The sequence below is a fragment of the Arthrobacter sp. BF1 genome (assembly GCF_056680215.1).
The window spans coordinates 1,317,212-1,335,598 of sequence record NZ_CM155271.1 but is presented as its reverse complement, the minus strand read 5'-3'; the positions used below and the strand labels follow the sequence as shown (position 1 = coordinate 1,335,598).

The window sequence follows — 18,387 nt, the reverse complement described above, 5'->3', positions numbered from 1 at the left end:
AGTTAATCGCACGCGGACCCGGACGGCACGAGTAGGCAGTACTCTACTTCGACGGTGAGGCTACCGGGTCGGGCCCGGCTGATACGCGTATTCCAGATGCCGGGACACTCGAAGTCATGACTCGTCGGCGGGGCATGGGTTCAGCGAACGATCGCAGTGCAGAGGACCTAGTGGGCCAAGGCAGTGGACAGTTCGTCGCGGCTCCGCACTCCGAGTTTCACGTACGTGCGGTACAGGTGGCCCTCCACTGTTCGTACGGAGACCATGAGCCGCTGGGCGATTTCGCGATCCGTGAGGCCCTGGACTGCCAGTTCCACGATGTCCTGTTCACGCCGCGTGAGGTGCACCGTGGGCGCTGCGGCGATGAACTGGCCCTCCCGGAACCGCTCGCCAAGTTCGTGGTCGCATTTCTCCCGCAGGGCCACCGCCTGGCGGGACCGGCGGCGTTCACCGTCCGCTTCCAACACGGTGCTTGCCCGCGCGTATGCTTCCCTTGCCACGTTGACGAAGCCCTCGGCTTCAAGCCGGGCCGCCATCTCCATAAGGGCGTCGGCGTCGGCGGATTCCCAATGCTCCGCGAGGCTGAGCAACGCCGCGGCCCAGCGGCCTTGGACGTTGCCTGCCAGGTTGTGCACCAGGGGAATCACCGAATGGTCGCCCAAGTCCCAGCACAGCGCCAACAGTTCCAGCAATGTGCCGCCCCTGGCCGAGACCTCCGGGGTGGTGGCCAGTGTATGGAGCGACGCCAACCCCTTCCCGTCACGGGTCACGTACTCCGCACCTGCCGCGGCGTAGGCCGTTGCGAGCAGATCCTGGCTTGCTGAACCCAGCAGCGAATCCTTGTAGTCCAGCTCGAGCCGGCTGGACTGGGCAGCGTCACCCAGCCTCGCTGCCACATAAAACGCCAGTGCGGATCCGAACCGGAACACCTGCAGGGGATCACTGAGCCTCAGGGTCTCTACCGCAGGCAGCAGCGTCTGGTAAGCGCGTTCGATCCGCCCCTGCCGCAGCAATGAATAGCCGCGTAGCACCTGGATGCTGCCGGCGAAGGCGGCTGCATCCCGCGGCTGATCCGCCGCATAGTCCACAAGCTCCCGTTCCGCTGACTCCCAGTCCCCCACGGACAGGTAGTCAACCACCAGACGGCCCAGGACGAACTCATTGAAGAAAAACACTCCCCTATCCAGTGCAGGGAGTTCCGAAACCGCAAGGAGTCCGGCATCCAGGCCTTGGACGGCGCGTCCGGCTGCAGCACGTGCCTGTGCAAGCAGCGCGGTTCCCACCGTGCGAAGGGCGTGGTCGGTGGGGCCGTCAGGGTTACGGCTACGAAGGTCCTGGACCTCGTTGTCCAGGGCCTCGCAGTTCCCAGCTTCGCCGAATTCCAGCAGGCGCAGCAGCTGTTCCTGCCAGGCCGTGGCCGGGGAGGTTTCAGTTTCAGCCGCGGCGCCGCGGAGCGCTTCACGGTACTCTGCCGCGAACACCGCCAGTGGTGTTCCCAAGGCCTGATGGACAAGGGCCCTGAGCATCAGGGCGGGGGCAGCGGCGGCGCTGGACCCCAGCTGGAGCCAGCATCCGTCCAGAAGCTTTGCCGCGCCAGCGTGATCACCTTCGTTGAACAGAGCCCGCGCCTGAATGGCCTGGGCCTCGGGCACGAGTGCCGGGTCCGTAATCTTTGCCGCCATGGTCCGGGCGCTCCGGCTCCTGAAGTGGGCCAGTGCCGTGCTGGCCGCTTCGAGAAGCTCAGGCTCTCCTGTTTTAACTCCGCATTCAAGCGCCCACTCGACAGCCCTCAACCGGCCTTCTGACCCGGCCGGGGACGTTCCCAGGTGCTCGCGTACCCTTTCCAGAAGTTGCAGGCTCCGCGAAACGGAAATGGTTAACCGGAGGGCGTCGCCGAACATGGCGTTCCAGATCCGGAGATCAGCGGGCGTGCCATGGCTCTCCACCACCATCTGTTGGTCAAGCAGGGAGCGCACCACGTCAGCGCCGCAGATGTCCTCGATCACCTTGCGGCTCACGGGCCCGGCCAGCGCAATGAGTTTCAGTGCTTCCTGTTCTGCAGGCGTGCGGCGCAGCATGTCCTTCACCACGACGTTCGTCAGTCGCGGCCCATCGGCCGGCAACTGCCCCACCAGCATCCAGATCCCGTTCCGTTTGGCGAGCTGGCCTCCTTCGGCGGCGTCATGCAGAAGGGCGTCGAGGATCCGCGGGTTTCCGCCGGAAGCGCTCCAGATGGTGTCAACAGTTCCGGCTGGGACGGTGCCGTCCAGGGCGTGGGCAAGGACTTCCTCGATCTGTTCCCTGTTCAGCGGACGAAGGTCCACGCGATCGGCAAGGCCGTCATACCAAAGCTGCGCCAGAGGCTGGGGCAGGCCGGGCCGCGGCCTGCCAGCTGCCACGACGCTGGCCCAGCCCGCGGAGATCATGTCTGCCACGATGCCCGCCGTAGCCTCGTCCAGATGGTGTGCATCATCCATCACGAGCAGCAGCGGTGCGTCCCTGCCCGCTTTGAGCTTTTCAAAGTAGCTCCAAACGGACCTCAGGACAGCCACCGGTGACACCGAATCCTCGGCCGTCAGCTCCGCAGTGTAGGGGGCAAGGATGCCAAAGGGAACGCGTGAGAGCGAGGAACTTCCATGGATCTGAACAACGATCATGTCAGTGGCCAGCCGCTCGGTAATGGCCTCGGCCAACGCGGTCTTGCCGATGCCCGGGCCCGCCATCAGGAACACTGCCTGGCTGGTTCGGGTCCGGATGATGTTGCAGATCCGGTCCAGCGGCTGCCGCCGGCCCGTGAGCAGGCGGCCCGGTTTAGGTGAGTGGCCGTTAGACGAGTCCAGTCAGATCACCCCTGGACGTAACTCCCAGTTTGGTGAAGACCTGGTAAAGGTGGCCTTCCACGGTGCGGACGGAGACACCCATATCCAGCGCAATGTCGCGGTTGGAGGCACCCCTGCCTGCGAGCCTTGCAATCTGCCGTTCCCTGCTGGTCAGGAGAGGGCTGCCGCTGCTGGGCACGATGGGCAGGCTGGCCACAGTGGCAGCGAGGATGTCCAGCCGCGCCTGGGCAGTCCTTGCTGCGGCCGGGTCGCCGGCCTGACGGGCGTAGTCAACGGCCAGGGCCATACAGCGCGCCTCAACAGCGTCCAGTTCCAGCGTGGCGGCCAGTTCCCCGCCGGCGAGCAAGGTCTTGGCGTCATGGGTCCTGGTTCCCACGGCAATCAAACGCGAAATTTCCGCCAAGGGGCCTTGGCGGTGACCGGCCACTTCTTCGAGCAGGCGGAAGTCAGCCTCTGTACCGTGGACCGTGGCCCCCAACAGGCTGATTCCGGCCAGCGTGTACCTCCCCGCTGCGATGTCGCGGCGGGCAGACTCCTTCAGGCGGTTGACCGCCTCGGTGTCGTTCAGCCACCGCCCTGCCATGTCGGCGCAGAAGTCGGTGATGCTACGGGTGGCATGATCGGCGGCTCCCCCGGTCCGCTGCAACTTGTCCAAATATTTCCGGGACTGACCGGCATTTCCCAACTGCGCATAAGCGAACGCAACAGCTGCGTAAGCTTCCCGGCGGATGCCCTGAGCGGGCCGCAGCTCAAGTTGGGCCACCGCTGACAGCAGCGAATCCAAGGCAACGGCGCCACGCCCCGCAAAGACGTAAGCGATCCCGGCCGCCAGCTCAGTGGCGGCGCTTCGGTAGGGAAGCTGGTGGGTCTCACGGGCTGCGGGATCGAGGAGATCGATGCAACGGTGCCACTGCCCGGCGGTCAACAGGACGTAGTAAGCGCGTTCGGTGAATGTCTCCCGCAGGCCGACGATTTGGCCGGCGTCGGAAATTTGGCCGCCCAACTGCCTCATCAGGCTTAAGGCGTCCATCTCGCGCCCCGTCATGGCCAGGGCGGTCATCAGGATCATGGCGGAATTCATCCGGAACCAAAGATCGGAGTTCAGCCCGGGGTCAGCAGCGGCTTCCAGGCCCGGAATGGCCGCTGCGTAATCTCCCACGAACACCTGGTACTCGAATTCGCTCAGGCTGATCCTGTTGGCTGCAGCGGCAACAGGATCAGGCCATTTTTTCGCGTTGCCTGGTTCTTCTCCGAGCCGCTCCCGTGCCGTCTGCAGGAGGGCCGGTACCTTGTCGGCGTGGTCCGGCAGCCAAACCATGACCCGTGACTTTGCTGCGATGACCTGGGCGTATTCCTGGACATCCAGGCCGTCCAGTTGCGGCTGCGAGATGTCGTCCAGGGCCGCCATCGCCTGGACAGGAAGATCCAGGAGCAGGTAGGCAGCAGCCTTCTGCCGTTGGCCGGCTACCCATTGGGAGTCGTTGCGCCTCAGTGTCTCGGCATATTTGAGGGCGAAGTTCGGGTCAAAGAGCTGCACGGCCGCTTCGGCCGCGGCCAGCGCCATGGCCGGACTCAGCTCGGCTTCACACTCATGGGTCCATGCAGCGAACGCCATCAGCTCTTCCACGGTCATGCTGGCCGGGCCGGGCTCCTGGCCGTCCAGCAGGACACTCCGCAGTTCCCGCCGCCGGGTAATGCTGAGCCAGGAGCGCACAACGTCGCCGAGGTACATTTCGCGCAGTGAAACCCAGCGGCTCTCGGACGCGTCGATCTCCAGCAGCCCTGCATCTTCCATGTCCGCTACGATGCCGGCACCGTAGACAGCAGTAAGCCTTGACAGCTCCACCCGCCGGGCACAGGAAAGCATTTCGATGACTTCCCGCTCCTGGGGAGATTGCCGGGACCAGCGCGACCGCACGATGTCCTCGAGGCTCGCAGCGCCGTCGAGCACTACCTTGTCCCGCAATGTCCAGACCGAGTCCGACAGCACCAGATTTCCGGACTGCTGCTGCTCGGCGACCAGCGCTTTGAGCAGCAGCGGGTTTCCGCCCACCATCGTGTGGAAGGTACTGACCAAGGAGGCGGAGACACGGTGCCCCAGCAGGGTAAGCAACACCTGGCGGGTCTGCAGCTCATTAAGGTTATCCAGCCTGACCTCAGTCAGCCGGCGGTCGGTGAGAAGCCAGTGGAAGTCTGCCGGAAGGTCGCTGATTTTGGGCGCCACGGCAACAATGCGCGCGGTCCCCGTCAGGAGGATGTTGAGCAGGACGCCAGCACTCATGTCATCAATACTGCCGGCGGTATCCAGGGTGATGACGCACTGCCGACCGGCGGCGTCACTCCGGATCAGTGACGTTATGCCACGCAGGATGGCGGTTGGCGAGCCCATGTAGGCCTGGGGAAGACGCGCCAGGAGGAACGCCAGGCAGCCGTATGGGGTGTCGCCCGTCGTGGTCCCGCAGCGCAGCTGTAGCGTCCAGACATCGGGGCCAAGCTCGGACACGGCAGTCCTGGCCAATGATGACTTGCCGACACCGCGGCCGCCTGTGATGACCACTCCGAGGGAGTCGATGCTGGTCAGCGCCGTGCGGACTGCTTCAAGATTGGCACTGCGTGCGGGCGCAGACCATCGCTGCGCCTCTGACACGCCGGCGGTGTCCGTACGCAGCTCAGGGTCCTTGAGTTGCGACCCACGTTCCCAGCTGAGTGGCTCGATTGACATGAACTTATCCCCTACGTCCCAATAAAGCGGGAACAAGCCCCATCGCCCCCCGCTTAGGAAGAAGACTACCCCTAGGCAAGGAAGCCTGAACAGGTATTGGGCGTTTTTAGTCCATTTGCTACTCGTCTGTTTTTGCCGGGTGGAACTTCTGCTGCGCCGCTGTCAGGCCGTCCCTGACCAGCATCTCCACGGCGTCCGCGGCCTCGTCCAGCAAAAACGGCACGTCCTTGCGCTCGGTGGTACCAAAATCACGGAGCACATAGTCGGCAGTATCCATGCGGCCCGGCGGACGACCCACCCCCACCCTGACCCTCAGATAGTCCTTGGTGCCGAGGACTTTGGAAATGTCCCTCAGTCCGTTGTGGCCGCCCTCGCCACCGCCGCACTTGAGCTTCACGGTGTTAAACGCTATATCGATTTCATCATGTACCGCCACCACGTGGTCTGGTCCAATGCCATAAAAATTTGCCAGGGCAGCCACCGGTCCGCCGGAAACGTTCATGTAGCTCAGCGGCTTGGCCAACACCACGCGCGGGCCACCAATCCCCAACCGGCCTTCGAGGACATGGGCCCGGGCTTTATGGGTTTTGAAGTTTCCGCCGAGCCGGCCGGCGAGTTCATCAAGAACCATCTGGCCAACGTTGTGCCTGTTGCCTTTGTATTCGGCTCCGGGGTTTCCGAGGCCGACAATCAGCCAGGTGTCAGTCATTGTTCCATCCTAAGTTGGTCCGGACATGGCTGTGGCCGGACCCCGACGGGGCCCGGCCACAGCTGCAAACTGAGTGGGTGTTACTCGGCAGCGGCCTCAGAGGAAGCCTGGGCCTCTTCGTCGGAGACCTCGGTGGCCTCGGAGATGTTGACAACCAGGGCATCGGCGTCGGCCAGCAGGACGGCGCCCTTCGGCAGGACCAAGTCGGAAGCGTGGATGTGCTGTCCGGCGGAGCGGCCTTCGATGTCTACCTCGATGGCGGTGGGCAGGTGTGTTGCCTCGGCCTCCAGGGAGATAACGGTGAGTTCCTGGTTGTAGACGCTGCCCGGAGCCAGTTCGCCAACGAGGTGGACGGGGATGTCCACCGTGACCTTTTCGCCCTTGATGACGGTCAGCAGGTCGATGTGCTCGATGATCTGCCTGATGGGGTCGCGCTGGACGTCCTTGACCAGGGCGAGGTGGTCTTCGCCGTTGACGTCCAGGGACAGCAGGGCGTTGGCCTTGCGGACTGCAAGCGTGGTGGCCTTGGCGGGCAGCGTGATGTGGATCGGCTCGGCGCCGTGGCCGTAGATGACGGCGGGGATCAGGTTGGCCATGCGGGCGCGGCGGGCAAAGCCCTTGCCGAATTCGGTGCGTACTTCTGCTGCGAGCTTCTGCTCAGACATATGTATCTCCTCGGAAGACTAAATGGTGTTCAGCAAGGGCGGAGGTCTGTTGCGACCTTCAACGCCGGGCGGCCGTGTGGCGCCCTTCCGGAAGGGAGATTCAGACCCAGTCGATAACGGAGACTGCTCTCCCTCGCCAAGGTATCGTAGAAAAGCTTACCAGCGCCGGTCCCGAAAACTGAAAACGGGACCGGCGCCGGGCGCCTTAACTGCGGCTTCAGGCGTTGCCGTCGAACAAGCTGGTGACCGAACCGTCGTCGAACACTTCGTGGATGGCACGGGCGATGAGCGGCGCGATGGACAGCACCGTCAACTGCGGGAAGCGCTGGTGGGAGGCGATGGGCAGGGTGTTGGTGACCACCACTTCACGGGCACCGGATTCCGCCAGCCGCTGGGCGGCGGGATCGGAGAACACTGCATGGGTCGCGGCAATAATGACGTCCTTGGCACCGGCATTCATGAGCACCTGGACCGCTCCGGAGATGGTTCCGCCGGTGTCGATCATGTCATCGATCAGCACACAGGTCCGGCCTTCAACCTGACCCACAACGGTCTTGGAAACGGCCTGGTTGGGGACGGTGAGGTCGCGGCTCTTGTGCACGAACGCCAGCGGAGCCCCGCCCAGGCGCTCAGCCCACTGCTCCGCAACACGCACGCGGCCGGTGTCCGGGGAGACAACCGTGACGTTGTCGGCGCCGACCTTGGTCCGGATGTAGTCGGCCAGGAGCGGGATGGCCATCAGGTGGTCAACGGGGCCGTCGAAGAAGCCCTGGATCTGGGAGGTGTGCAGGTCAACGCTCATGATGCGGTCAGCGCCCGCGGTCTTGTACAGATCCGCCACGAGACGGGCGGAAATGGGTTCGCGGCCGCGGCCCTTCTTGTCCTGGCGTGCATACGGGTAGAACGGGGATACCACCGTGATCCGCTTGGCGGAGGCACGCTTCAGCGAATCGATCATGATCAGCTGTTCCATCAAGTGGTTGTTCAGCGGGGCAGGGTGGGCCTGGATGACGAACGCGTCGGTACCCCGGACGCTCTCGCCGGCGCGCACGTAGATCTCCCCGTTGGCGAAATCGTAGGCGTCAATGGGGAGCAACTCGGTCCCCAACTCCTTCGCGATTTCCCGCGCCAGTTCGGGGTGTGCCCGCCCGGCGGCAAGCACCAGCTTCTTCTCGCCGTGTGCGGTAATTTCGCTCATTATTTACTTGCCCTCTTCTGTTGATGCTGGGGTATTTGAGGAGTCTGACGCAGCAGCCTTGGCCAGCTCCGCGGAGCGCGAGCCGGGACGGTTGGCAACAACCCAGCCTTCGGCATTGCGCTGGGCAGCAACCGACAGGACGAGCGCCCCGGCCGGGACGTCCTTGCGGATCACCGCGCCGGCGCCGCTGTAGGCACCGTCCCCCACGGTGACCGGTGCAACAAACACTGTGTTGGAACCTGTGCGGACACCCGAACCGATCACCGTGCGGTGCTTCTTCTCGCCGTCGTAATTGGCGGTGATGTTGCCGCAGCCGATGTTCGTGTCCTCGCCGATTTCAGCGTCACCGGCGTAGCCGAGGTGGGAAAGCTTGGATCCCCGGCCGATGGTGACATTTTTGGTTTCGTAGAAGGCGCCGATCTTGCCGGTATCGCCAAGCACGGTGCCTGGCCGCAGGTAGGTGAAAGGTCCGACGGCGGCGCCGGCACCGATGACAGCACCGGAACCGTGCGTTCGGGTCACCTTGGCGCCCTCGCCGATGCGGACATCCGTCAGGGTTGAGTCGGGACCGACGACGGCGTCCCTCGCCACGGTGGTGGCGCCGTGCAGTTGGGTGTTGGGGAGGATGCGGACGTCCTCATCAAGGGCGACGGTGGAATCGATCCAGGTGGTGGCGGGGTCAACAACGGTGACTCCGGCCCGCATCCAGGCTTCGACCGTGCGGCGGTTCAGTTCAGCGCCGAGGGCTGCGAGCTGCACGCGGTCGTTGGCGCCCTCCACCTGCCAGCGGTCTTCGGTGACGACGGCGGCAACCCGGCCACCGGACTCACGCGCCAGGCCCAGCACATCAGTCAGGTACATCTCGCCCTGCGAGTTGTCTGTGGTGACGTGGACCAGCGCGTCGCGGAGGACGGCGGCGTCGAATGCGTAGATGCCCGAATTGACCTCGCGGATCAGTCGTTCGGCTTCCGTGGCGTCCTTGTGCTCGCGGATGCCGGTGACGGAGCCGTCATCGCCGCGGAGGATCCGGCCGTAGCCCGTGGCGTCGGTGAGGAGCGCGGTGAGGACCGTGACGGCGTTGCCTTCGCGTTCGTGTGTTGCCACCAGGTCAGCCAGAAGGCCGCCGCTGAGAAGGGGAACATCGCCGTACGTCACCACCACGGTGCCGGAAAGTTTTTCGTGGGCGTCCAAGGCCGCGAGTGCGACTTCGACGGCACGTCCGGTGCCGGGAATTTCGTCCTGGTCCACGATCAGGGCTTCGGGGTCCAGAGCGTTCAGGTGACGGGCAACCAGGTCGCGTTCGTGGCGTACCACCAGGGCCAACCGCCCGGGGTTGATGCTGCGGGCCGCGAGCAGGGCGTGGCCCACCATGGACCGGCCGCCGATCTCATGCAGGATCTTGGGGGTACGGGATTTCATCCGGGTACCGGCGCCTGCTGCCAGAACAATGACGGCGGCTGGGCCGGTATTCTCGGGGATCACGTACGGGCTCTCCTTGCTTGGTTGCGCGTGGCGCTGGGTGCGGTGCCTGGCCGGCTTCAAGCCTTGCGGGGCACCGAGTTCATACTACTGGACGCTCTCGGCACAGCAGTTCCGCCCATAGGATTCGAACCTATACTCCACGGCTCCAAAGGCCGGGGTGCTGCCATTACACCAGGGCGGACCGTGCCAGAGGCGCAAGGCCAAGGCACAAGTAGTTATTTTGCCATGGGTTCAGGGCAGCCCGCGACACGGGCAGGAATCACGGCGCCCTATGTCCTGTCCCGCACGCTCTTCCGGCCGTTTCAACCGCGCCAGTCAACGCCCCTAAGGCATGATGGAAATGTGAGTATCAACCCACCCCGGGCACGGATGACAGGCGTGCAGAGGCGCAGCCAACTGATTGAGGTCGGCCGTGGCCTGTTCGCCGCGCGAGGACTCGACGGCACCACCATCGAGGAAATTGCGGCCTGCGCAGGAGTGTCCAAACCAGTAATCTACGAGCACTTCGGCTCCAAAGAAGGCATGTACACCCAGGTGGTGGACTTCGAGTTCCGGATCCTCCTGGACGCGATTACCGCAGCACTGACCGAGGAAGCGAAGCCCCGCATCCTCGTGGAACGTGCCGCCCTGGCCCTGCTCACCTACATCGAAGACCACACCGAAGGCTTCCGGATCCTGATGCGGGACGCTCCCCCGTCCCAGCCCGAAGGCGCCTTCTCCACCCTGCTCTCCCACGTCACGGCCCGCGTTGAACACATCCTGACCGACGAATTCGACCGCCGCGGCCTCAGTGCCGAAGACGGAGCCATGTACGCCCAAATGCTCGTAGGCATGGTGGCCATGACCGGCCAATGGTGGCAGGACAGCCGCCAGCCCGACAAACAAACCGTAGCCGCACACCTGGTAAACCTCGCCTGGAACGGCCTGACAGGCCTCAAAAAGGACCCCGAACTCCAGTCCGAGGGTTAGCCCGGGTCTCGCCGATTTGGTCACCGTTGCAGGCATCTGTGGTCAGGTCCGCGGCGCAGGAGCCCTTCGCCGTCGCTTAGACACGAGCCATAGGGGCCCAACAGTCGCCCAGCGACCGGAGTGGCCTCCACGCGTCGTAAGCGTCGTCCCGAGGGACCCGACGCGAGCTTGCGAGTGTCGGGAAGGGACCTACGCGCTAAGCGACGCGGAAGGGCCAGCTGCGGCACCCCAGCCGCTCACCCGCCCCAGAGGCGACATCGGCACCCAGACGGCAGCGGCGCCAACGTGGAACGGCTTACTCGCCGAGGACTTCCAGGGCTTCGAGCCATTCGAGTTCTAACGCCTCGCGCTCCCCTGCGAGGTCCTTGAGTTTCTTGTTTTGTTCGGCGAGGGCGTCGAAGTCGGAATCGGCGGTGCTCTTGACCATCTGGTCGTGGACCTTCTTTTCCGCCTGTTCCAGCTTGCCCATTTGGCGTTCGATGCGGTTCTTGGCCTTACGGGCGTCGCGCTTCTCGGCTTCGGAGGCCCCCGGGGCTGCCGGTGTCGAGCTGCCGCTTGCGCCGGTTACGGGGTTGCCGCCGCCGGTGATGGTGGAGCCGGCGAGGGCGGATTCCCGGAGTTCCAGGTACTGGTCCACGCCGCGCGGCAGGGCACGGATTTTGCCGTCGCCCAGGAGCGCCATCTGGTGGTCGGTTACACGCTCCAGCAGGTAGCGGTCGTGGCTGACTACCACGAGGGTGCCGGGCCAGCCGTCCAGGACATCCTCGACGGCGGCGAGCGTGTCCGTGTCGAGGTCGTTGGTGGGCTCATCGAGCATCAGCACGTTGGGTTCGCCCACGAGCAGGCGCAGCAACTGGAGGCGGCGCCGCTCACCGCCGGAGAGGTCCTTGACCGGGGTCCACTGCTTCTCGTTGGTGAAGCCAAGCTGCTCCACGAGCTGGCCGGCCGTGAATTCCTTGCCGCCCACGTTGAAGGATCGCTTCTCGCGCTCGATGACCTCGATGACGCGAAGGTCGGAGACGTCGTCGAGCTCTTTGACTTCCTGGGTGAGTACTGCGGTGACCACAGTCTTGCCGCGTTTGACCTTGCCGGAGCTCGGCTGGATCTCGCCGTTCAGGAGCTTCAGCAGGGTGGTCTTGCCGGCGCCGTTGACGCCCACCAGGCCCAGCCGCTCACCCGGGGCGAGGCGCAGGGTGATGTTGTCGAAGAGCTTCTGGCCGGCGTCACCGCCGAGGAAGTCGAGGGACACGTTCTCGAGGTCCAGCACGTCCTTGCCGAGCCGGGCGGTGGCCATCTTGCTGAGGGCCGTCGAGTCACGCGGCTCAGGGACGTCCGCAATCAGGGCGTTGGCGGCCTCGATGCGGAACTTGGGCTTCGCTGTGCGGGCCGGGGCGCCGCGGCGCAGCCAGGCGAGTTCCTTCTTCACAAGCTGCTGGCGCTTGCCTTCCATGACGTTCGCGGCCCGGTCACGCTCGGCGCGGGCCAGGACGTAGGCGGCGTAGCCGCCGTCGAACGGGTCCATGATGCCGTCGTGGATTTCCCAGGTCTTGTTGCAGACTTCGTCGAGGAACCAGCGGTCATGGGTGACCACCAGGAAGGCGCCCTGGTTGGCCCGCCAACGGGTCTTCAGGTGCCGGGACAGCCAGGCGACGCCTTCGACGTCGAGGTGGTTGGTGGGCTCATCGAGCATAATGACGTCGTGGTCCTCGATGAGGAGCTTGGCGAGCGCCACGCGCCGTTTCTGCCCGCCGGAGAGGGCATGGACGTTGGCGTGCCAGTCGACGTCGGACACCAGGCCGCCCATGACCTCGCGGATCTGCGGGTTGCGGGCCCATTCGTAGTCGGCCTGGTCCCCCACGATCGCGGCCCCGACGGTGAGGTCGCCGTCGAGCACGTCGCTTTGGTCCAGGTAGCCGATGTTGACCTCGCTGCGCTTGGTTACCCGCCCGGAGTCCGGGGTGGACCGCAGGGCCAGCAGGCGCATCAGCGTCGACTTGCCGTCACCGTTCCGGCCCACCATGCCGATCCGGTCACCCTCCTCGAGTCCAAGGGTGATGCCGTCCAGGACGGTGCGCGTTGCGTACGAAACTGTGAGGTTCTCGCCGCCAAGAAGGTGTGCCAAAGGGGACTGCTTTCTGCTGCTGGGTGAGGTTCGGTGCTTTAAAGGAGGGTATCGGAGATGATGCGGGCGCCGTGTACAGGCCCGTGGACTGGAAACGCCGTCAGCCCGTAATGCCGCAGGTCCTCGGCCAGGCTGTCTGCGGCGGCAGGACTGTGGGTCAAGAGCGCCACGGTGGGACCCGAGCCGGAGACAATCCCTGCCAGGGCGCCGAGCGCTTCGCCCCGTCCCAGCGTATGGCGGAGCTTGGGGGCAAGTTCAATGGAGGCCCGCTGGAGGTCGTTGACCAGCACCCGGCTGAGGGCGGCGGCGTCACCCCCGCGGAGTGCCTGCAGGATCCTGGGGTCCACGGCCGTTGGCTCGGCTGCTTCGTGGCCTTCAGCGTCCCGGAGCCGGTCCAACGTACGGAAGACCTCGGGCGTGGCCAGGCCGTAGTCTGCTGCCACCAGGACCCAGTCTGTCTGTGCTTTGACCAGAGCCGGTGAGAGTTCATCGCCCACGCCCAGCCCCACGGCGGTGCCACCCAAGAGGGAAAAGGGGACATCCGCGCCCAGGTCGGCGGCGATATGTGCCAGCTCGTCCTTTGACAGCCCGCTGTTCCACAGCGCGTCACAGGCCAGGAGGGTGGCGGCGGCGTCGGCCGAGCCGCCACCCATGCCGCCGGCCACCGGGACCCGCTTTGTGATCTCCAGGTGGACGCCGGTGGCGTGCTCCGACACATCGGCCATCATGGCCGCGGCCTTGTAGGCCAGGTTGTTTTCATCCAGCGGGATGTCCACCCCGTCCAGGTCCAGGGTGCTCTCCGGGCTGATGCTGACTGTGATCCCGGGCGTCTGCGTGCTGGTGGCCGCAACCTCCTCATAGAGGGAAACGGCCAGGTAGACGCTGGCCACGGAATGGTACCCGTCGGCGCGCAGCGGCCCAACGTCCAGAGAGACGTTGACTTTTCCGGGCGCTTTCACACGGACTGTCCGCGCGGGAAACCGCCCGGCCAGCGCATTCACGCCGTGGCCTCGCGGGCTTCAGCGATCCGTGCGAAAGCGTTGATATCGATGACTTCGCCCCGCGCTGTTGGGTCCACGCCTGCGGCCAGCAGGCAGCGTTCGGCCTCCGCGGCGCCGCCGGCCCAGCCCGCCAGGGCTGCCCGCAAGGTCTTGCGGCGCTGGGCGAAGGCTGCGTCAATCACGGCGAACACCTGCTCGCGGGTGGCTGTTGTCACAGGCGCTTCCCGCCGGGTAAAGGCCACAAGGCCGGAGTGGATCTTCGGTGCGGGCCAGAACACGTTCATACCGATCACTCCGGCCTTGCGCATGCTGCTGTACCAGGCGGCCTTGACGGACGGCACTCCATAGGTCTTCGAACCTGGCCCGGCGGCCAATCTGTCCGCGACTTCGTCCTGGACCATAACCAGTCCGTGCTGCAGGCTCGGGAAGTGCTGGAGCAGGTGCAGGACCACCGGCACGGCCACGTTGTACGGAAGGTTTGCCACGAGGGCGGTGGGCTCAACGGGAAGTGACGTGACCTTCATCGCGTCGGCCTGGACGAGGTGGAAGGAGTCCGCCGCCTCGGGGCGCCACGTCCGTACCGTTTCCGGGAGCTTCGCGGCGAGGACCGGATCAATTTCGACGGCGACCACGGCCTTCGCGGCGTCCAACAGGCCCAGTGTGAGCGAACCTAGTCCCGGGCCAACTTCCAGCACAGTCTCGTCCGCCCCGACGCTGGCCACAGACACGATCCTGCGGATGGTGTTGCCGTCAATGACGAAGTTCTGGCCAAGGGTCTTGGTGGGCCGGATCCCGATTTCCTCTGCCAGCCGGCGTATGTCGGAGGCACCGAAGAGGGGTGCGGGCGCGGCGGCAGTCGGTTCAGTCACGTAGGTATCCTATCCCGGCGGCCATCACGCACCGCCCGCTTCGTGGCGTTCCCGCGCCGTCTTTGCCGTGACCGTTCCCGGTTAACGGCAGTGGCCGGCCCCGGGAATCCCGGGGCCGGCCACTGCTGACTGCGTACCTGGCGGCTGTGGTCAGCTGCCGCCGTCACAGGTGTTTGAGGAGTGCCTAGCTTGTTGCGGCCCAGCCACAGCCCCACGGCTGCAGGCCACGCTGCGCGTATACCTTGTTGGCGATATCGATCTGCTGGGCCTTGGTGGCCAAGCTGGCATTCGGGGCGTATGCGCCGCCACCGGAACCGATCCAGGTGCGGACGTCAAACTGGAGGCCGCCGTAGTAGCCGTTGCCCGTGTTGATGGCCCAGTTTCCGCCGGCCTCGCACTGCGCGATCTTGTCCCACATGGCTTCGTTCATCATGGCCGGGGCCGCCGCACCGGTGTTCGCACCCGCGGCCGGCGCCGCGGGCGCAGCAGGCTTTGCCTTGGTGCCCACGGTAACCTTTTCGGTCACGGGCTGGACCGAAACTGCTTCGGAGACCAGCGTCCGGGAGGCTTCGCGGCCGTCCACCAGCACCAGCTTAAAGGTTTTGTCGACCTTTCCGGCGACGCCTGCCTGGGTGACCTTTTTCTCACCCTTGAGCAGTTCGTCGCTTTCGGTGCTCATGCTGTCAAAGCCCACCTCTTCGGTGGTGGCGGCGGTCTGACTGGTGTCCACGCGGGAAATCTTGACAACCATGTTGTTCACGACGTGCGCGTTGCCGGGCTGGGACGTGCGGTCATCGACTCCGAGAGTGATGCCGGCGTCTTCGAGCACCTGGGCGACGGTTCCCGCCGTCGTGGTGGCCGTGGAGACCTTGCCGTCAGCAACAATGCTGATGCTCTTGGGGGTGGAGATTGAAACATATGAACCTGCCACGGCGAGCTGCGCATCCTTGGGCACGGAAACCGACGAGGCACTCGCTATTCCGAGTTCGGTCACAAGGCCGGCAACGTCAGGTGCAGTGGTGCTGACGGTCTTCTCCGCACCGTCCAGGCTGACCTTGACATCCTTGGCCATGTTGACGTTGATGACAGTGCCGTTCTCCACTTTGACGTCCGCCGAGGGCGAGACGCGGTCAGCCGGCTTCAGTTCCACGTTTGCGCTTTTTACTACTTGGCCAACCGTGCCGCCGAAGGACTGGACCGAAGTCACTTTTCCGTCGACGTTCAGGGTAACGGTTTTGTTATTTCCGACGAAGGCGACGAGGCCTACTACCAGCGCGCAGAGCACCACGAGTTGGGTGCCGATTTTGATAAAACTGAACTTGCCGTCCGTTGTGAAGAGCTTGACCACGATTGCCCGTAACTTTAGATCCATCCGGGCACGGGGAAAAACGCAGTGAAATAGCCGGCGCATGACCCTGGGGACAGCTCCGGGCACCGTTGCGCCGCCACACTTCGCTCCCAGGGCAGGGGGCATCAGATACCTGCCTGGCCTTCTGCGAGTGAAGTGAAATTATCCGAAGGCCTTCCCCGACCCCGGCTAATAATTCTCCACTGTAACCGTAGCGTTATAAAGCAACCAAGAAATCCGCATACTCAGTATGGTGCAGTGGGTCACGAAGAAGCATGCGCTACCCCCATGAGCCGTATGCCCGCACGGTATTTTCGCTGATCCTCGCACAGAGCCCGGAGAGGTCGGTTCCTGTCAATTCGGCCATGGCGCGGACGGTGTAGGGCACCATGTAACTGGCGTTGGGGCGGCCACGGTGCGGATGCGGGGTCAGGAACGGAGCATCAGTTTCCACCAGCACAAGTTCCGGGTCTGCCGCTGCGAGCGCAGCCCGGAGGTTGGCGGCGTTTTTGAATGTCAGCGTTCCCGCAAAGGACATGTTCCAGCCCGCCTGGTTGCAGATCCTGGCAAGCTCCTCATCACCGGAGAAGCAGTGGAACACCACCCGCTCCGGGGCCCCCTCTTCCCGCAGAACCTGCACAACGTCGTCGTGCGCGTCCCGGTCATGGATCTGAAGTGTGAGGTTCAGTCGCTTGGCAATGTCGATGTGCCGGCGGAACGAATAACGCTGGTGGGCCAGGCCCTCTCCCTCCGTGCGGAAGAAATCAAGGCCCGTCTCTCCAATGGCCCGAATCCTCGGATGGGCGGCCAACCGTTCAATCTCAGCCAGCGCTTCCTCCAGCTCGCCGCGCCTGGCATAGTCCGGGGCGTCGTTCGGGTGGAGCGCCACCGCCCCCAGCAACCTGCTGTCCAGGTCGACGGCCTGGACGGTGAACCGGGAGGACTCAAGGTCCGTACCCACCTGGACGGCGCCCCGCACACCGACGGCCTGGGCTGCGTCCAACGCGGCGGCAATGGCCACCGGGCTGCCGCCGCTGGCGAAATCGAAGTGCGTATGGTTGTCCATCACGGGAACCGGCAGGGGTTCCGGGGCCGGCGGATAATCGGGGCGCTTCTGCTGGCCGGAACCGGCTGGAGCGTCGTCCCCCGCCACGCGGTAGGCGGCGGGAATCAGCGAATTGCACATCCTTCCACCCTAGCGCCGCCGGATGCCCGCAGAATTCAGGGAACTCTCTGTCAGCACCGACAGTTGTGTTAGTAGTCTGGTAGCAACAGCTGCGAACGCCCACCGCCGGGCGAAGGCAGGCCGGCTCTCCCGTCCCAGGTGATCCCCGGGCTGAAAGGTTGCAGATGGACCCCCACCGCCGCACCGCAGTCAACGAGGTATCCCCGGCCGGCCGGAACTTCACCGCGGTCGCCGGGCAGATGGGGCACCTCAACGGCCACCGGACGTCCGCCATGGACGCCGCGGAATTCCACGCCGCCAGCCGCCGCATCCTTGACTCGATTAACACCGTGATCGATGGAAAATCCGATGCCGCCAGGCTGGCCCTGACGGTGCTCCTCGCCCAAGGCCACCTGCTTCTTGAAGACGTGCCCGGCGTGGGGAAGACTTTGCTGGCAAAGAGCCTGGCCCGGACCATCGACTGCACAGTGAGCCGGATTCAGTTCACTCCCGACCTGCTGCCCTCGGACGTGACGGGCGTGTCCATCTACAACCAGTCAACGCGCCAGTTCGAATTCCGGCCCGGGGCCGTTTTCGCCAACATCGTGATCGGCGATGAGATCAACCGCGCCTCTGCCAAGACCCAGTCTGCGCTGCTGGAGTGCATGGAAGAGCATCAGGTCACTGTGGACGGAGACTCCTACAAGCTCGAAGAGCCATTCATGGTGGTGGCCACGCAAAACCCCATCGAGATGGAGGGGACCTATCCCCTGCCCGAGGCCCAGCGGGACCGGTTTATGGCGCGAATCTCCATGGGCTACCCGGACAAGGAATCCGAGATCGAAATGCTGGAGACCCACCAGGCAACCTCGCCGCTGGCCAAGTTGTCCGCCGTTGTCACCGCGGCGGATGTGGCCGCAATGATAGCGACCGTCCAACAGGTCTATGTGTCCCACGCGGTGAAGGAATACACCGTTTCCGTGGGCAGGGCGACGCGTGAGAGTCCCCTGCTCCGGCTGGGTGCGAGCCCACGCTCCATGCTCCAGCTGCTCAGGGCCGCCAAAGCCACGGCGGCCCTGGACGGCCGCGACTTCGTGCTGCCCGACGACGTCGTGGGAGTGGCGGAGTCGGTGCTGGCTCACCGCATCATCCTGGACCGCAAGGCTGCGGGTGCCGGTGAGACGCCGAACAGCGTGATCCGGGGGATCCTGTCCCGGCTTCCAGTGAGCCAGGATCCGGCGAAGAGTCAGGCCCGGTCCCCGGCCGCACCGGCCGGGTTGCGGCGGAACCACTAGGC

Annotated in this window: 13 protein-coding genes and 1 tRNA gene; 2 read left to right on the top strand and 12 right to left on the bottom strand. The window is 64.9% G+C overall.

Features of this window, described 5'->3' with window-relative positions; all coding sequences use genetic code 11:
* Nucleotides 1–167 precede the first annotated feature (167 nt).
* The 7 genes from AC1MCD_RS06360 to AC1MCD_RS06330 form a co-directional block, all read right to left on the bottom strand.
* Nucleotides 168–2,756 (bottom strand): LuxR C-terminal-related transcriptional regulator, encoded by a 2,589-nt coding sequence (locus AC1MCD_RS06360; RefSeq protein ID WP_498678212.1) that lies wholly within the window; start codon nucleotides 2,754–2,756, stop codon nucleotides 168–170.
* 70 nt (nucleotides 2,757–2,826) lie between these two features.
* A complete protein-coding gene (locus tag AC1MCD_RS06355; RefSeq protein ID WP_498676898.1) occupies nucleotides 2,827–5,562 on the bottom strand; it encodes a helix-turn-helix transcriptional regulator in 2,736 nt (911 codons plus the stop codon).
* A 118-nt stretch (nucleotides 5,563–5,680) separates the two neighbouring features.
* Nucleotides 5,681–6,271, bottom strand: a complete 591-nt coding sequence (gene pth / locus AC1MCD_RS06350; RefSeq protein WP_498676896.1) for an aminoacyl-tRNA hydrolase — start codon at nucleotides 6,269–6,271, stop codon at nucleotides 5,681–5,683.
* Between the two features lie 80 nt (nucleotides 6,272–6,351).
* Nucleotides 6,352–6,936 carry a 50S ribosomal protein L25/general stress protein Ctc gene (locus AC1MCD_RS06345; RefSeq protein WP_498676894.1) on the bottom strand — a complete coding sequence of 195 codons (585 nt, stop codon included), beginning with the start codon at nucleotides 6,934–6,936 and terminating at the stop codon, nucleotides 6,352–6,354.
* 217 nt (nucleotides 6,937–7,153) lie between these two features.
* Complete coding sequence (locus tag AC1MCD_RS06340) at nucleotides 7,154–8,134, bottom strand: ribose-phosphate diphosphokinase (protein ID WP_190988511.1); 981 nt, start codon at nucleotides 8,132–8,134, stop codon at nucleotides 7,154–7,156.
* Between the two features lie 3 nt (nucleotides 8,135–8,137).
* The gene (gene glmU, locus AC1MCD_RS06335; RefSeq protein WP_498676893.1) at nucleotides 8,138–9,616 is read right to left on the bottom strand and encodes a bifunctional UDP-N-acetylglucosamine diphosphorylase/glucosamine-1-phosphate N-acetyltransferase GlmU; all 1,479 of its coding nucleotides are present in this window, start codon (nucleotides 9,614–9,616) and stop codon (nucleotides 8,138–8,140) included.
* A 109-nt stretch (nucleotides 9,617–9,725) separates the two neighbouring features.
* A tRNA-Gln gene (locus tag AC1MCD_RS06330) sits at nucleotides 9,726–9,797 on the bottom strand.
* Between the two features lie 161 nt (nucleotides 9,798–9,958).
* Here AC1MCD_RS06330 and AC1MCD_RS06325 point away from each other — a divergent pair.
* Nucleotides 9,959–10,585, top strand: a complete 627-nt coding sequence (locus AC1MCD_RS06325; RefSeq protein WP_498676892.1) for a TetR/AcrR family transcriptional regulator — start codon at nucleotides 9,959–9,961, stop codon at nucleotides 10,583–10,585.
* 295 nt (nucleotides 10,586–10,880) lie between these two features.
* Here the strand turns inward: AC1MCD_RS06325 and AC1MCD_RS06320 are convergent, their stop codons facing one another.
* From AC1MCD_RS06320 to AC1MCD_RS06300, 5 genes are all read right to left on the bottom strand, one after another.
* Nucleotides 10,881–12,707, bottom strand: coding sequence for an ABC-F family ATP-binding cassette domain-containing protein (locus AC1MCD_RS06320; RefSeq protein ID WP_498676891.1), 1,827 nt, complete (start codon nucleotides 12,705–12,707; stop codon nucleotides 10,881–10,883).
* Between the two features lie 38 nt (nucleotides 12,708–12,745).
* Complete coding sequence (locus AC1MCD_RS06315) at nucleotides 12,746–13,708, bottom strand: 4-(cytidine 5'-diphospho)-2-C-methyl-D-erythritol kinase (protein WP_498676889.1); 963 nt, start codon at nucleotides 13,706–13,708, stop codon at nucleotides 12,746–12,748.
* Complete coding sequence (gene rsmA, locus AC1MCD_RS06310) at nucleotides 13,705–14,577, bottom strand: 16S rRNA (adenine(1518)-N(6)/adenine(1519)-N(6))-dimethyltransferase RsmA (protein ID WP_498676887.1); 873 nt, start codon at nucleotides 14,575–14,577, stop codon at nucleotides 13,705–13,707. Before rsmA ends, AC1MCD_RS06315 begins: the two co-directional genes overlap by 4 nt.
* Nucleotides 14,578–14,761: 184 nt before the next feature.
* The gene (locus tag AC1MCD_RS06305; RefSeq protein ID WP_498676886.1) at nucleotides 14,762–15,949 is read right to left on the bottom strand and encodes a resuscitation-promoting factor; all 1,188 of its coding nucleotides are present in this window, start codon (nucleotides 15,947–15,949) and stop codon (nucleotides 14,762–14,764) included.
* A gap of 256 nt (nucleotides 15,950–16,205) precedes the next feature.
* The gene (locus tag AC1MCD_RS06300; RefSeq protein ID WP_498676885.1) at nucleotides 16,206–17,111 is read right to left on the bottom strand and encodes a TatD family hydrolase; all 906 of its coding nucleotides are present in this window, start codon (nucleotides 17,109–17,111) and stop codon (nucleotides 16,206–16,208) included.
* 164 nt (nucleotides 17,112–17,275) lie between these two features.
* Between AC1MCD_RS06300 and AC1MCD_RS06295 the strand changes: the two genes are divergently transcribed.
* Nucleotides 17,276–18,385 (top strand): AAA family ATPase, encoded by a 1,110-nt coding sequence (locus AC1MCD_RS06295; protein ID WP_498676883.1) that lies wholly within the window; start codon nucleotides 17,276–17,278, stop codon nucleotides 18,383–18,385.
* Nucleotides 18,386–18,387 lie beyond the last annotated feature (2 nt).

Bases quoted from the DNA above. Each gene is read 5' to 3' on its own strand.
- pth (WP_498676896.1), bottom strand. From the start codon at position 6,271: ATGACTGACACCTGGCTGATTGTCGGCCTCGGAAACCCCGGAGCCGAA.
- AC1MCD_RS06300 (WP_498676885.1), bottom strand. From the start codon at position 17,111: ATGTGCAATTCGCTGATTCCCGCCGCCTACCGCGTGGCGGGGGACGAC.
- AC1MCD_RS06340 (WP_190988511.1), bottom strand. From the start codon at position 8,134: ATGAGCGAAATTACCGCACACGGCGAGAAGAAGCTGGTGCTTGCCGCC.
- AC1MCD_RS06355 (WP_498676898.1), bottom strand. From the start codon at position 5,562: ATGTCAATCGAGCCACTCAGCTGGGAACGTGGGTCGCAACTCAAGGAC.
- AC1MCD_RS06295 (WP_498676883.1), top strand. From the start codon at position 17,276: ATGGACCCCCACCGCCGCACCGCAGTCAACGAGGTATCCCCGGCCGGC.
- AC1MCD_RS06345 (WP_498676894.1), bottom strand. From the start codon at position 6,936: ATGTCTGAGCAGAAGCTCGCAGCAGAAGTACGCACCGAATTCGGCAAG.
- AC1MCD_RS06305 (WP_498676886.1), bottom strand. From the start codon at position 15,949: ATGGATCTAAAGTTACGGGCAATCGTGGTCAAGCTCTTCACAACGGAC.